The organism is Paraburkholderia aspalathi (assembly GCF_900116445.1).
Classification (GTDB): Bacteria; Pseudomonadota; Gammaproteobacteria; order Burkholderiales; family Burkholderiaceae; genus Paraburkholderia; species Paraburkholderia aspalathi.
On the sequence record NZ_FPBH01000008.1, the window covers coordinates 1 to 14,325 of the forward strand.

Annotated in this window: 15 protein-coding genes; 12 read left to right on the forward strand and 3 right to left on the reverse strand. The window is 60.0% G+C overall.

The window, feature by feature from the left end; genetic code table 11:
- The 3 genes from BM438_RS14475 to BM438_RS14485 all read right to left on the reverse strand — a co-directional run.
- Window positions 1-242, reverse strand: a 242-nt coding sequence (locus tag BM438_RS14475; protein ID WP_279630551.1) for a citrate/2-methylcitrate synthase, incomplete at its 3' end; no start/stop codon positions are given.
- Window positions 243-405: 163 nt separating this feature from the next.
- Window positions 406-1,419, reverse strand: a complete 1,014-nt coding sequence (locus BM438_RS14480) for an HpcH/HpaI aldolase/citrate lyase family protein (RefSeq protein ID WP_093634932.1) — start codon at window positions 1,417-1,419, stop codon at window positions 406-408.
- 228 nt (window positions 1,420-1,647) lie between these two features.
- Entirely contained in the window at window positions 1,648-2,631 is a 984-nt protein-coding gene (locus BM438_RS14485) for a malate dehydrogenase (RefSeq protein WP_074289036.1), read from the reverse strand.
- Between the two features lie 505 nt (window positions 2,632-3,136).
- Between BM438_RS14485 and BM438_RS14490 the strand changes: the two genes are divergently transcribed.
- From BM438_RS14490 to asd, 12 genes are all read left to right on the forward strand, one after another.
- A complete protein-coding gene (locus BM438_RS14490) occupies window positions 3,137-3,937 on the forward strand; it encodes a GntR family transcriptional regulator (RefSeq protein ID WP_093634933.1) in 801 nt (266 codons plus the stop codon).
- A gap of 157 nt (window positions 3,938-4,094) precedes the next feature.
- Window positions 4,095-4,511 carry a succinate dehydrogenase, cytochrome b556 subunit gene (gene sdhC, locus BM438_RS14495; RefSeq protein ID WP_054034790.1) on the forward strand — a complete coding sequence of 139 codons (417 nt, stop codon included), beginning with the start codon at window positions 4,095-4,097 and terminating at the stop codon, window positions 4,509-4,511.
- Window positions 4,512-4,515: 4 nt separating this feature from the next.
- Window positions 4,516-4,884 carry a succinate dehydrogenase, hydrophobic membrane anchor protein gene (sdhD, locus tag BM438_RS14500; protein WP_054034791.1) on the forward strand — a complete coding sequence of 123 codons (369 nt, stop codon included), beginning with the start codon at window positions 4,516-4,518 and terminating at the stop codon, window positions 4,882-4,884.
- Between the two features lie 4 nt (window positions 4,885-4,888).
- A complete protein-coding gene (sdhA, locus tag BM438_RS14505) occupies window positions 4,889-6,664 on the forward strand; it encodes a succinate dehydrogenase flavoprotein subunit (RefSeq protein ID WP_093634934.1) in 1,776 nt (591 codons plus the stop codon).
- A gap of 24 nt (window positions 6,665-6,688) precedes the next feature.
- Window positions 6,689-7,393, forward strand: coding sequence for a succinate dehydrogenase iron-sulfur subunit (locus tag BM438_RS14510; RefSeq protein ID WP_054034792.1), 705 nt, complete (start codon window positions 6,689-6,691; stop codon window positions 7,391-7,393).
- 1 nt (window position 7,394) lies between these two features.
- On the forward strand, window positions 7,395-7,670 hold the full coding sequence (locus tag BM438_RS14515; protein WP_074289032.1) for an FAD assembly factor SdhE: 276 nt from the start codon (window positions 7,395-7,397) through the stop codon (window positions 7,668-7,670).
- A gap of 92 nt (window positions 7,671-7,762) precedes the next feature.
- Window positions 7,763-9,064, forward strand: a complete 1,302-nt coding sequence (gene gltA / locus BM438_RS14520; protein ID WP_028196113.1) for a citrate synthase — start codon at window positions 7,763-7,765, stop codon at window positions 9,062-9,064.
- A 286-nt stretch (window positions 9,065-9,350) separates the two neighbouring features.
- Window positions 9,351-10,760: a 3-isopropylmalate dehydratase large subunit gene (gene leuC / locus BM438_RS14525; RefSeq protein WP_093634935.1), complete on the forward strand. Its 1,410-nt coding sequence runs from the start codon at window positions 9,351-9,353 to the stop codon at window positions 10,758-10,760.
- A gap of 6 nt (window positions 10,761-10,766) precedes the next feature.
- Window positions 10,767-10,925: an entericidin A/B family lipoprotein gene (locus BM438_RS14530; protein WP_028196115.1), complete on the forward strand. Its 159-nt coding sequence runs from the start codon at window positions 10,767-10,769 to the stop codon at window positions 10,923-10,925.
- A gap of 86 nt (window positions 10,926-11,011) precedes the next feature.
- The gene (gene leuD, locus BM438_RS14535; protein WP_093634936.1) at window positions 11,012-11,665 is read left to right on the forward strand and encodes a 3-isopropylmalate dehydratase small subunit; all 654 of its coding nucleotides are present in this window, start codon (window positions 11,012-11,014) and stop codon (window positions 11,663-11,665) included.
- Window positions 11,666-11,745: 80 nt separating this feature from the next.
- Window positions 11,746-12,813 carry a 3-isopropylmalate dehydrogenase gene (gene leuB, locus BM438_RS14540; RefSeq protein ID WP_093634937.1) on the forward strand — a complete coding sequence of 356 codons (1,068 nt, stop codon included), beginning with the start codon at window positions 11,746-11,748 and terminating at the stop codon, window positions 12,811-12,813.
- 361 nt (window positions 12,814-13,174) lie between these two features.
- Complete coding sequence (gene asd / locus BM438_RS14545) at window positions 13,175-14,296, forward strand: aspartate-semialdehyde dehydrogenase (protein ID WP_027805102.1); 1,122 nt, start codon at window positions 13,175-13,177, stop codon at window positions 14,294-14,296.
- Window positions 14,297-14,325 lie beyond the last annotated feature (29 nt).

Sequence of the window (14,325 nt, forward strand, 5' to 3'; positions counted from 1 at the left end):
TCAGCCTGCGTCGGCAGCTTTTCGTGGACCAGCAGATACGCGATCTCTTCGAATTCGCAGGCACCGGCGATGTCGAGAATGTCGTAGCCGCGGTAGTGCAGGTCGTTGCCGGTCTTGCCGACCGTGCAAAGGGCAGTGTTGCCAGCCGTCACGCCGGACAGCGCGACGGATTTCTTCGGTTTGAACCCGCTTTTAGATTCGTTCTCGCCTTGTGCACCGGCGGTTTGCGTCGTCTCGCTCATCTCCCGCAATCTCCTTTGTGCCTGCTCATTGTTTCCGGTTGAACCACGGATTCGACGTCTGTTTCCTGCTGCGCGAGACGCGGCTCTGATTCGCTTGTACGGCGCCACGCGAGGGCGCCTACCAGCGCCGCTACGCCGGCTGCTGCATTGGCCATCGTGCTCATCATGCGGCTTGCCCGTTAGTGCCCACTTTCGTGAAGAGCGGCGCAGCGTCTTGCGGGACGGCGCGACCCGTGGATTGCGCGCGACGCAGCACCGACCAGTAGTAGCGATAGCTCGCCCGGTCATGCAGCGTGTCGTGATAGCGCGTCGGCCCCCATTGCGCCGACTGCGCAGCCAGCAGAATTTCGGTAGCAGTGACGATTTCTTCGTCGCGCGGAGCAAATGCAGCGACGATCGCTTCGATCTGCGCCGGATGGATACTCCACATGCGCGTGTAGCCGAACTCGTTGCGGGCCCGGGCGGCGTCGTTTGCAACCACGCTCATGTCGCGTACTTCGGTGCTGACGTTATGCGACGGCACCTTGCCGTACGCATGGCAGGCCGCCGAAATCTCGAGTTTCGCGCGCCGCACCAGCGGGTGGTCGAACTGACCGGGCGAGCGCATGGCGGTGTCGGGAATCGCGCCGTCGTGCGCGGAAACGAAGTCCATCAGGCCGAAGCTCAACGCCTCGACACCGGGGAGCGCAGCCAGATCGAACACGCGCGTCAACGCGCCATGCGTTTCGACCAGCAATTGCACCGGCACCGGCTGCGCGATGCCGAGTTCACGCCGCGTCGCCTCGATGAACGCGACCATTTCGGCGGCATCGGGGACGTTGCGGACCTTCGGCAGGGTGATGTAGGCAGGCGCTCGCTTTGCGGCCCGCAGAATGAGACGGACGTCGTCACGCCAGTGCGGGTGATCGAAGTCGTGGATCCGCACGCCGACACGGCCGAAGCGGTCATGCTCGCTGCCCAGCAGCGACGCGACCAGCTCCGCGTGTTCGGCTTCGCGGCCGACCTGCGCGCCGTCTTCACAATCGAGTGTGATGTCGAACACCGGGCCGAGTTGCTGCTGCAATGCCAGTGATTTCAGCATCAGCTTCTCGCTGCCGGCGTAGTGATCGCAGGCAGGCAGCACAGCGGGCGGCACTTCGCCGTCAAACAGCACTTCGGCGGGTGTGAGGGCGCGCATCTTCGGCGTCAGGATTCTGGGTGGTCGGGTGGGTAAATCGGATTCGGACGCGCTCTGCTCGGCGATCAGCCGGCCATGACGCAAAGCGCGTTCGAATCAGAGGCGAATACTGGCACGACAAATTGCGAAGTGAACCGCAATTTCGTGGGACGTACCTGCATTCGCACGTAAAAAACCGGAACCCGCTGCGATAAAGCCACGGAGTTCCGGTTCGTCTGCATCTAGCGCTTAGCCGAGCAGATGTTGAACGCCTTCGCGCTCTTCGAGCAGCTCGTTCAGCGTGCCGTCCATCTTTTCGCGCGAGAACGCGTCGATTGCCAGACCTTCAACGCGCTTGTACTCGCCGTTTTCGCACGTAACCGGCACACCGTAGATGATGTCTTCCGGAATGCCATACGAACCGTCCGACGGGATACCCATCGTGACCCACTTGCCGTTCGTGCCGAGCACCCAGTCACGCACGTGGTCGATTGCAGCGTTAGCTGCCGACGCTGCCGACGAGAGGCCGCGCGCTTCGATGATTGCTGCGCCGCGCTTGCCGACGGTCGGGATGAACGTGTTGCGGTTCCATTCTTCGTCGTTGATCAGCTTGGTCAGGTCTTGACCTTCTGCCGTTGCGACGCGGAAGTCCGGGTACATGGTCGGCGAGTGGTTGCCCCACACAGCCAGTTTTTCGATCGAAGCGACCGGCTTGCCCGACTTGGCGGCCAGTTGCGACAGCGCGCGGTTGTGATCGAGGCGCAGCATGGCGGTGAAGTTCTTCTTCGGCAGATCCGGCGCCGACTTCATGGCGATGTAAGCGTTGGTGTTGGCCGGGTTGCCGACCACCAGCACCTTCACGTCGCGGCTCGCGACTTCGTTCAGCGCCTTGCCCTGAACCGTGAAGATTTCGGCGTTTGCCGACAGCAGGTCTTTACGCTCCATGCCTTTCGAACGCGGACGTGCGCCGACCAGCAAGGCAACGTCTGCATCCTTGAATGCAACCTTCGGGTCGTCAGTGATCACGACACCCGACAGCAGCGGGAATGCGCAATCATCCAGTTCCATCACGACGCCTTTGACGGCGCCTTGCGCTTGCGGCAGGTCGAGCAGTTGCAGGATAACCGGCTGGTCCTTACCGAGCAGGTCGCCATTGGCGATGCGGAACAGTAGGGAGTAAGCGATTTGACCTGCGGCGCCGGTGACGGCAACGCGCTTTGCGGGCTTAGCCATTGAGAAATCTCCAGGACGATGCGTTAGACGCTAGGGAAAACGCCATTCTATATGTGCGTTCAGCGAAGCGTTGTGAAACACGGCGGAATTCACTGTTTGCGTACGGCCTCGGAATGTGCCGAGGCTGTGCGGCGCGCTGCGGCAAGACCGCCATGCCGGAAACCTGTACTGCTGGGCGGGGAGCGGGGCATCCTGGCGCCGGGTAGCCGCTGCACGATGCGGGCTCCTGCAAACAGCGCGTTTCGGCAAGCGTCTGACCAACGAATGGCGGCGAATCGAAACCTGGACTGCGTGGGAACAGCATGGTGCAGAGTGGCTGCCGGTGCGCTGCGGCGCTGTATTGCACAGTGCAAAACAGCCGCCGAAAAACCCGCAAACCCTTGCTCGACAAGGAGTGTAGGAGCCGTCAGACACAAAGTCAACATTATCTTATGTCTTATATAAGACATATCTGTTGCGGGGAAAACCCTAGACGCGGCCCGGCCCTTTATGATGAAATGCGCGGATGACTTCGAACCAGGCGAACACCGCGAATCCGAACGGCCATGGGGCCACGGGCGAGGGTGTATCCGCTGCCACGCCCGCTGCGTCGCCCACTTTCAGCCCCTTGTATCAGCAGATCAAGGGCTTGATTACGCAGAGCCTCGAAACCGGCGAATGGAAACCTGGCGAGATCATTCCTAGTGAAGTCGAATTGGCGGCCAGATTCAAGGTCAGTCAGGGAACTGTGCGCAAAGCGATCGACGAGCTTGCTGCCGACAACCTGCTGGTGCGCCGCCAGGGCAAGGGTACTTTTGTTGCAACGCACAATGAAGACCGCGCTCAGTTTCGCTTCCTCAGATTACTGGCCGATGACGGCGCGGAACATCCGCACGTCAGCCGCCTGCTTGAGTGTCGGCGTTTGCGTGCTTCGGCGGACATCGCCCGGCAACTCGATCTGAAACCCGCCGATCCGGTGGTGTTGATCAAGCGCTTGCTGCAGTTCGACGGCGAAGTCACCGTACTCGACGAAATCTGGTTACCCGGCGCGGTGTTTCGCGGGCTCACGCTCGAGCGGCTGTCGGAGTATAAAGGTCCCCTCTACGCCATGTTCGAGACGGAATTCGGCACACGCATGATCCGCGCAACGGAGAAGATCCGCGCGGTCGCAGCTGATCCGGCGGTCGCCGATCTGCTGCATGTGCCGGCGGGTTTCCCGCTGCTTTCGGTCGAGCGCGTCTCCTATACATATGGAGACCGGCCGGTTGAGGTGCGCCGTGGTTGGTATGTCACAACCGGGTATTACTATCAGAACGATCTGAGCTGAATCGGGACGAAAAAGGGCGTCGCGTCCCACACGCGCGCCTGTTTGAAGGCGCCTTTATCGCGCGCGCTGTAACGGACCTGTAGTGGTTTTCGCTGCAGCGCGATATAAAAAGGCGCTAAAATTGCGGATTAGTGTGACTACATAGTAGGGGTCTAGCATGGCTGAAGCCGTAAAAAAACCGAGGCCGGAATTCCGGAACATCGGTATCGGGCAGATTTTGACGGCATACCGTCTCCCGCTAGCGGGGCGCGTGTCGATCTTGCACCGCCTAAGCGGTGGGCTGCTTTTTGTTTTTCTTCCGTTCCTGCTGTACCTCTTCGATCAGAGCCTGACTTCCGAACTTAGTTTCGAAGTCTTCAAGGGCTTCCTCTCCAACATCATCGTCAAGCTCATCACGCTCGTTCTCGCGTGGGCCTTCCTGTTCCACTTCTGCGCGGGTGTCCGTCACCTGTTCATGGACACGAGCCACGGCCTCACGACTAAAGAGAAGGGCAAGCAAACCTCCATCGTGGTGCTGGTCGTTTCGTCGCTTCTGACGATTGCTTTCGCGCTCAAACTCTTCGGAGCATTCTAAAAAAATGGCAGCTAATAACCGAATCGGTCCGAAGCGTCTCGTCGTCGGCGCACATTACGGCCTGCGCGACTGGCTCGCCCAGCGCATTACCGCCTGCATCATGGCCGTCTACACGGTGATCCTGCTCGCGTGGTTCTTCGGCGCGCGCGATTTCTCGTATGACGGCTGGGCCTCGATCTTTGCAACGCAATGGATGAAGCTCGCCACGTTCGTCACGCTGCTGTCGCTGTTCTATCACGCGTGGGTTGGTATCCGCGACATCTGGATGGACTATGTGAAGCCCGTTGGCACGCGCCTGTTTCTTCAAGCGCTGACGATCGTCTGGCTGCTCGCATGTGCGGGCTACGCTGCGCAGATTCTCTGGAGAGTGTAAAAGAATGGCTGCAATCAAGAATTCTCTGCCGCGTCGCAAGTTTGACGTGGTTATCGTCGGCGCAGGCGGCTCGGGGATGCGCGCTTCGCTGCAACTCGCGCGCGCCGGTCTGTCGGTTTGCGTGCTGTCCAAGGTGTTCCCGACGCGGTCGCACACGGTCGCTGCCCAAGGCGGCATCGGCGCCTCGCTCGGCAACATGAGCGAAGACAATTGGCACTACCACTTCTACGACACGATCAAGGGTTCCGACTGGCTCGGCGACCAGGACGCGATCGAGTTCATGTGCCGTGAAGCACCGAACGCCGTGTACGAGCTCGAACACTTCGGCATGCCGTTCGACCGTAACGCTGACGGCACGATTTACCAACGCCCGTTCGGCGGCCACACCGCCAACTACGGCGAAAAGCCGGTGCAACGCGCTTGCGCGGCCGCTGACCGTACGGGTCACGCGCTGCTGCACACGCTGTACCAGCAAAACGTGGCTGCCAAGACACAGTTCTTCGTCGAATGGATGGCGCTGGATCTGATCCGCGACGCCGACGGCGACGTGCTTGGTGTCACCGCGCTGGAAATGGAAACCGGCGACGTTTACATCCTCGAAGGCAAGACCACGCTGTTCGCTACGGGCGGCGCGGGTCGGATCTTCGCAGCATCCACGAACGCGTTCATCAACACCGGTGACGGCCTGGGTATGGCTGCGCGTTCGGGTATCGCACTGCAAGACATGGAATTCTGGCAATTTCACCCCACCGGCGTGGCCGGCGCGGGCGTGCTGATTACCGAAGGCGTGCGTGGTGAAGGCGGTATTTTGCGTAACTCGAACGGCGAGCGTTTCATGGAACGCTACGCGCCGACGCTGAAGGATCTGGCGCCGCGCGACTTCGTTTCGCGTTCGATGGACCAGGAAATCAAGGAAGGTCGCGGCGTGGGTCCGAACAAGGATCACGTGCTGCTCGACCTGTCGCACATCGGCGCTGAGACGATCATGAAGCGTCTGCCGTCGATCCGCGAAATCGCCATGAAGTTCGCGAACGTCGACTGTATTAAAGAGCCGATTCCGGTTGTGCCGACCATCCACTATCAGATGGGTGGTATCCCGACGAACATCAACGGCCAGGTCGTTGGCACGTCGCGGGATCACAAGGAAGTCGTCAACGGTTTCTACGCAGTGGGCGAATGCTCGTGCGTGTCGGTGCACGGCGCAAACCGTCTCGGCACGAACTCGCTGCTCGACCTGGTGGTGTTCGGCCGCGCGGCCGGCAACCACATCGTCAAGCACGTGAAGGACATCAAGGAACACAAGCCGCTGCCGGCCGACGCAGGCGATTTCTCGCTGGCGCGTCTGAACAAGCTGGACAAGTCCACGTCGGGCGAATACTCGCAGACCGTTGCGGCCGACATCCGTTCCACGATGCAGGCGCACGCCGGCGTGTTCCGCACGTCGAAGCTGCTGGCCGAAGGTGTCGAGCGGATTCGCGAAGTGGCTGACCGTGTCGACAACATCTATCTGAAAGACAAGTCGAAGGTGTTCAACACGGCGCGCATCGAAGCACTGGAAGTGGAGAACCTGATCGAAGTGGCCCGCGCCACGATGGTTTCCGCCGAAGCCCGCAAGGAAAGCCGCGGCGCGCACGCGCAAGACGACTTCGAACATCGCGACGACGAAAACTGGCTGCGCCATACGCTGTGGTTCAGCGAAGGCGATCGCCTCGACTACAAGCCGGTTCAGATGCAACCGCTGACCGTCGAATCGGTGCCGCCGAAAGCGCGTACCTTCTAAGGCACAAGTCAAAGGAATTCAGAAATGGCCAAGCGTACATTTGAAATTTACCGCTACGATCCGGACAAGGACGCAGCGCCGCGCATGCAAACGTACGAGATCGAAATCGACTCGCACGAACGCATGCTGCTCGACGCGCTGCTCAAGCTGAAAGCGATGGACGAAACTTTGTCGTTCCGCCGTTCGTGCCGCGAAGGCGTGTGCGGTTCGGACGCGATGAACATCAACGGCAAGAATGGTCTGGCCTGCTTGCAGAACATGAACGACCTGCCGCAGAAGATCGTGCTGCGTCCGCTGCCGGGCCTGCCCGTCGTGCGCGACCTGATTTGCGACTTCACGCAGTTCTTCAACCAGTATCACTCGATCAAGCCGTACCTGATCAACGATACGCCGCCGCCGGAAAAGGAACGTCTGCAGTCGCCGGAAGAACGCGACGAGCTCGACGGCCTGTACGAATGTATTCTGTGCGCTAGCTGCTCTACGTCGTGCCCGAGCTTCTGGTGGAATCCGGACAAGTTCGTCGGCCCGGCTGGTCTGTTGCAGGCCTATCGTTTCATCGCGGATAGCCGCGACGAAGCGACGGGTGAACGCCTCGACAATCTGGAAGATCCGTACCGTCTGTTCCGTTGCCATACGATCATGAATTGCGTCGACGTCTGCCCGAAGGGCCTGAACCCGACCAAGGCGATTGGCAAGATCAAGGAATTGATGGTTCGCCGCGCAGTCTAGGATGAACACAGAAACATCGCATCAGTCCGACCCTCTCCGCCGCGCGCGCCTTCGCTGGCGTGCGCGGCGGGGCCTGCTGGAAAACGATCTGATCTTTGAGCGTTTTTTCAGCCGATATGAGCACGACCTCAGCGATGCCGACGTGGGCGCTCTCACGCGCCTGCTCGAGCTGAGCGATAACGACCTGATGGACTTGCTGCTCGTTCGCAAGGAACCGGAAGGCGAACTTGCCGACCCGGATGTGATCCGGGTGCTGGAGCTGTTGCGGAATGCTTGAGCACCGCTAACGTCTTGAGCGCCGCTTGTCCGTTGTTCCCAGGCGTGCAAATTATCGAAACCCTGTTTCCATACTTCGATTGAGGATGTGCTATGACCCCGTCAGATGTTAAAGCCACGCTATCGTTCAGCGACAATTCGCCGAGCGTTGAAATGCCGATTTACAAGGGCACTCTCGGCCCGGACGTGATCGACATCCGCAAACTGTACGGCCAGACCGGCAAGTTCACGTACGACCCGGGCTTTATGTCGACGGCGGCGTGCAATTCGGCGATTACGTACATCGACGGTGACAAGGGCGAGCTGCTGTATCGCGGCTACCCGATCGACAACCTCGCGCAAAACGCCGACTTCCTCGAAACCTGCTATCTGCTGCTGAAGGGCGAACTGCCGAACGCGCAGCAGAAAGACGAGTTCGTGAACACCGTCACGAAGCACACGATGGTGCATGAGCAAATGCACTTCTTCTTCCGTGGCTTCCGTCGCGACGCACACCCGATGGCGATTCTGGTCGCTGCAGTCGGCGCGCTGTCGGCGTTCTATCACGACTCGCTCGACATCAACAATCCGCGTCACCGTGAAGTGTCGGCCATTCGCATGATCGCGAAGCTGCCTACGCTCGTCGCGATGGCGTACAAGTACAGCATCGGCCAGCCGTTTGCGTACCCGAAGAACGACCTGTCGTACAGCGCGAACTTCATGCACATGATGTTCTCGAACCCGTGCGAAGAGTACAAGGTCAACGACGTGCTGGTGCGCGCGCTGGACCGTATCCTGATCCTGCACGCAGACCACGAACAGAATGCGTCGACCTCGACGGTTCGTCTGGCGGGTTCGTCGGGCGCTAACCCGTTCGCGTGTATCGCGGCCGGTATCGCTTGCCTGTGGGGCCCGGCGCACGGTGGTGCGAACGAAGCCGCACTGAACATGCTGGAAGAGATTGGTTCGGTCGACAATATTCCTGAGTTCATCAAGCAGGTGAAGGACAAGAACTCGGGCGTGAAGCTGATGGGCTTCGGTCACCGCGTCTACAAGAACTACGATCCGCGTGCGAAGCTGATGCGCGAAACCTGCCACGAAGTGCTGGAAGAGCTGGGCCTGCACGACGACCCGCTGTTCAAGCTGGCCATGGCGCTGGAAAAGATCGCTCTGGAAGACGAATACTTCGTGTCGCGCAAGCTGTACCCGAACGTCGACTTCTACTCGGGCATCGTGCAGCGCGCGCTGGGCATCCCGACGTCGATGTTCACGTGTATCTTCGCGATGGCACGTACGGTCGGCTGGATTGCACAGTGGAACGAAATGATCGCTGATCCGGAACAGAAGATTGGCCGTCCGCGTCAACTGTTCATCGGCGACACGCAACGCGAAGCGAAGCCGATTGCGCAACGCTAAGCGGTAGTCTTCTCGGCGCGCTATATCGGCCAAAGGGCCGTGAAATGCGTGAGACTAGATGAATGAAAAACGCCCCAACGGGTTGACCGTTGGGGCGTTTTGTTTTGGATACGCGAAACTGCGGGTGGCAAATGGGGTCCGGGTAACATCCATACAGGTATCGTCACTACCACCCAACTACCTGTTTTTTATCGGTTTTTTGCATGATTCATGGGCCCTAAGCGGGGTTCTGCGTGGCATAATCGACCGACACAGTCAGCCCGCAGTCATTACTACCCCGCATACCATGGCACAGACTCTCTACGACAAATTGTGGAACACACACGTGGTCCACACGGAAGAAGACGGTACGACGATTCTCTATATCGACCGTCACTTGCTGCACGAAGTCACCAGCCCTCAGGCGTTCGAAGGCCTGAAGCTGGCTGAGCGTCCGGTGTGGCGTATCAGCGCGAATCTGGCGGTGTCGGACCACAACGTCCCCACCACGGATCGCAGCCACGGCATTGCCGATCCGGTCTCCAAGCTGCAAGTCGATACGCTCGACACGAACTGCGACGCCTACGGCATTACGCAGTTCAAGATGAACGACCTGCGTCAGGGCATCGTGCACATCATCGGGCCGGAGCAGGGCGCTACGCTGCCGGGCATGACCATTGTCTGCGGCGACTCGCACACGTCCACGCACGGCGCGTTCGGCGCGCTGGCGCACGGCATCGGCACCTCGGAGGTCGAGCACGTGCTGGCCACGCAAACGCTCTTGCAGAAGAAGAGCAAGAACATGCTGGTGAAGGTCGAAGGCCCGTTGCCGCGCGGCTGTACGGCGAAAGACATCGTGCTCGCGATCATCGGCAAGATCGGCACGGCAGGCGGCACGGGCTATGCGATCGAATTCGGCGGTTCGACGATTCGCGCGCTGTCCATGGAAGGCCGCATGACGGTCTGCAACATGGCGATTGAAGCGGGCGCGCGCGCCGGCATGGTCGCTGTAGACGACACCACGATCGAATACCTGAAGGGCCGTCCCTTTTCGCCGGCAGGCGTCGAGTGGGATCACGCGGTCGAGTACTGGAAGCAGTTCAAGTCAGACGAAGGCGCGCAATTCGACCGCGTGGTCGAGCTGAACGCTGCGGAAATCGTGCCGCAAGTCACGTGGGGCACGTCGCCGGAAATGGTCACGGCCGTGGACGGCCGCGTGCCGGATCCGGAGCGCGAAAAAGACCCGGTCAAGCGCGATGCAATGGAGCGCGCGCTGAAGTACATGGCGCTCGAACCGAATGCGCCGATCGAATCCATCAAGCCGGATAAAATCTTCATTGGGTCGTGCACCAACGCGCGCATTGAAGACATTCGCGCTGCGGCATACGTCGTGAAGAAGCTCGGCCGCCGCGTTGCACCGAACATCCGTCTGGCCATGGTCGTGCCGGGTTCGGGTCTGGTGAAGGCGCAAGCGGAACGTGAAGGCCTCGATAAGGTCTTTACGGATGCCGGTTTCGAATGGCGTGAGCCCGGTTGCTCGATGTGTCTCGCAATGAACGCCGACCGGTTGGATCCGGGCGAGCGTTGCGCATCCACGTCGAATCGTAATTTCGAAGGTCGTCAGGGCGCCGGTGGCCGTACCCACCTCGTGAGCCCCGCGATGGCTGCTGCAGCGGCCATCGCGGGGCATTTCGTCGATATTCGCAAGCTTGGATAAACACGCATGATGAAGAACATGAATCGCACCACTCTTTTGCGGCGTTTCGCACTCGGTACCTTGGCCGGGCTATTGCTCGGTCTGGCCGGCTGCAACACGGTGCACGGATTTGGCGAGGACATGTCGCACCTCGGCAATTCGATCAGCAATCACGCCGACAAATAAGCGGTTTTTGATTTTTGCCGGCGATGCGCCGGGCGGCTTTTCGGCCGTCACGCGCATCGCCCGGTCTCGAAACAGGCGCAAGCGTCATGGATAAATTCATCGTACACACCGGCGTCGTGGCGCCGCTCGATCGTGAGAACGTCGACACGGACGCGATCATTCCGAAGCAATTCCTGAAGTCGATCAAGCGCACGGGTTTCGGTCCGAACGCGTTCGACGAATGGCGCTACCTCGACCACGGCGAGCCGGGTCAAGACAACTCGAAGCGTCCGCTGAACCCGGATTTCGTGCTGAATCAGCCGCGCTATCAGGGCGCTTCGGTGCTGTTGGCGCGCAAGAACTTCGGTTGCGGCAGCTCGCGTGAGCACGCACCGTGGGCGCTGGAGCAGTATGGTTTCCGCGCAATCATTGCGCCGAGCTTCGCCGATATTTTCTACAACAACTGCTTCAAGAACGGTGTGCTGCCGATCGTGCTGACCGAACAGCAAGTCGATCACCTGTTCAACGAAACGTACGCGTTTAACGGCTTCAAGCTGACCGTCGACCTGGAAGCGCAAGTCGTGCGCGCGTCGGACGGTAGCGCCGAATATCCGTTCGAAGTGGCGGCGTTTCGCAAGTACTGCCTGCTGAATGGCTTCGACGATATCGGCCTCACGCTGCGTCACGCTGACAAGATTCGCCAGTTCGAAGCCGAGCGGATCGCGAAGCAGCCGTGGCTGAATCACCGCATCGTCGGGTAAGGCCTTATAGGCCCGAGAGCCCAGCGGCTCGCTGATTCACGCTTAGAAAAGTCTCGAAGAAAATCATCAAGGAAACTCGCATGAAGATCGCAGTCTTGCCGGGCGACGGCATCGGTCCCGAAATCGTCAAGGAGGCCGTCAAGGTATTGAACGTACTCGGCGAAAAGTTCGAACTCGAAGAAGCGCCGGTTGGCGGCGCGGGTTACGAAGCCAAGGGCCATCCGCTGCCCGATTCGACGCTGGCGCTGGCGAAAGAAGCCGATGCGATCCTGTTCGGCGCCGTTGGCGACTGGAAGTACGACTCGCTCGAACGCGCGCTTCGCCCGGAGCAGGCGATTCTCGGTCTGCGCAAGCACCTGCAATTGTTCGCGAACTTCCGCCCGGCAATCTGCTATCCGCAACTCACGGGCGCTTCCTCGTTGAAGGAAGAGATCGTTTCGGGTCTCGACATCCTGATCGTGCGCGAACTGAACGGCGACATCTACTTCGGCGCGCCGCGCGGCGTGCGTTCGTCGCCGGATGGGCTGTTTGAAGGCGCGAAGGAAGGTTTCGACACGATGCGTTATTCGGAACCCGAAGTGCGCCGCATTGCGCACGTCGCGTTTCAGGCCGCACAAAAGCGCCAGAAGAGGCTGACGAGCGTGGATAAGGCCAACGTGCTTGAAACGTCGCAGTTCTGGCGCGACGTGATGATCGACGTGTCGAAGGAATACGCTGACGTCGAGTTGTCGCACATGTACGTGGACAACGCGGCGATGCAACTGGTCAAGGCGCCGAAGGCGTTCGACGTGGTTGTGACCGGCAACATGTTCGGCGACATTCTGTCGGATGAAGCCGCGATGCTGACGGGCTCGATCGGCATGCTGCCGTCGGCATCGCTCGACAAGAACAACAAGGGCTTGTACGAGCCGTCGCACGGTTCCGCGCCGGATATCGCCGGCAAGGGCGTGGCGAATCCGCTGGCAACGATTCTGTCGGCCGCGATGATGCTGCGCTATTCGCTGAACAAGGCGGAACAGGCGGATCGCATCGAAAAAGCGGTGAAGAAGGTGCTGGAACAGGGTCTCCGCACGGGTGACATCCTGACGCCGGGTTGCAAGCAGGTCGGCACCGTGGCGATGGGCGATGCAGTGGTCGCCGCGCTGTAAGGCGCTTTGAAGCACTTGGTAGTTAGGCCGCTAAACAGTCTTCAAAGCGACCTTTAAAACGCGAATTGGCCTCGAAACAGGCCGATTCGCGCGCAATACGGACGATAGCGGCAGACGATCACGTCGCCAGATTCCGGTTTTCGTGTATATTGTAGCGATGGCGCACATAGCTCAAATCTCCTCGATTTCGAAACTGCACGGCAAAACGGCCCGTGTGGTTGAGCTCGCCATTACCACCACAAAAGCGATTACCCCGAAAACGATCACGAAACGCTGATCGTCCGTCGTGCCCGCTCATCTTCCCCGCGCGGTCACTGCGGGCAAAGATGCGGGGAAGTTTCCATTCGAAGGGTATGAAGTCATGAACGTAGGTCTCGTAGGTTGGCGCGGTATGGTCGGCAGCGTCCTGATGCAACGTATGCAACAGGAAGGCGATTTCGACTTGATCGAACCGGTGTTTTTCAGCACCAGCAACGCGGGCGGCAACGCGCCGTCGTTCGCCAAAAACGAGACCAAGCTCAAAGATGCGACAAGCATCGAAGACCTGAAGAAGTGCGAAGCGATTATCTCCTGCCAGGGCGGCGATTACACGAATGAAGTGTTCCCGAAGCTGCGCGCAGCGGGCTGGAACGGCTACTGGATCGACGCGGCTTCGTCGCTGCGCATGAAGGATGACGCGGTCATCATTCTCGATCCGGTCAACCTCGACGTGATCAAGAACGCGCTGGTCAAGGGCCAGAAGAATTTCATCGGCGGCAACTGTACGGTCAGCCTGATGCTGATGGCGCTGGGCGGCCTATTCCGCGAAAACCTCGTCGACTGGATGACGGCCATGACGTATCAGGCCGCTTCGGGCGCGGGCGCGCAAAACATGCGCGAACTGCTGCAGCAAATGGGCACGCTGTACGGCGCGGCCAAGGAAGACCTGGCGGATCCGTCGTCGGCGATTCTCGACATCGACCGTCGCGTGCTGAGCGCCATGAACAGCGACCGTATGCCGACCGACAACTTTGGCGTGCCGCTCGCCGGCTCGCTGATTCCGTGGATCGACAAGGATCTCGGTAACGGCATGTCGAAGGAAGAATGGAAGGGCGGCGCGGAAACCAACAAGATTCTGGGCAAGCCGGCTATGGGCACGCCGGGTTCGATCCCTGTAGATGGCCTCTGCGTGCGGATCGGCGCAATGCGCTGCCACTCGCAGGCGCTGACCATCAAGCTGAACAAGGATGTGCCGCTGGACGAAGTGAACAGCATCCTTGCGTCGGGCAACGACTGGGTCAAGGTTGTGCCGAACGAACGCGAAGCCTCCATGCGTGATCTGTCCCCGGCCGTGGTCACGGGCACGCTGACGGTGCCGGTTGGCCGTGTGCGCAAACTGGCGATGGGCGGCGAATATCTGTCGGCCTTCACGGTCGGCGATCAGCTGCTGTGGGGCGCGGCAGAACCGCTGCGTCGCATGCTTCGCATTGTGCTCGACAAGTAAAGTAAACTACGCGCTCACGACGTGTAGAA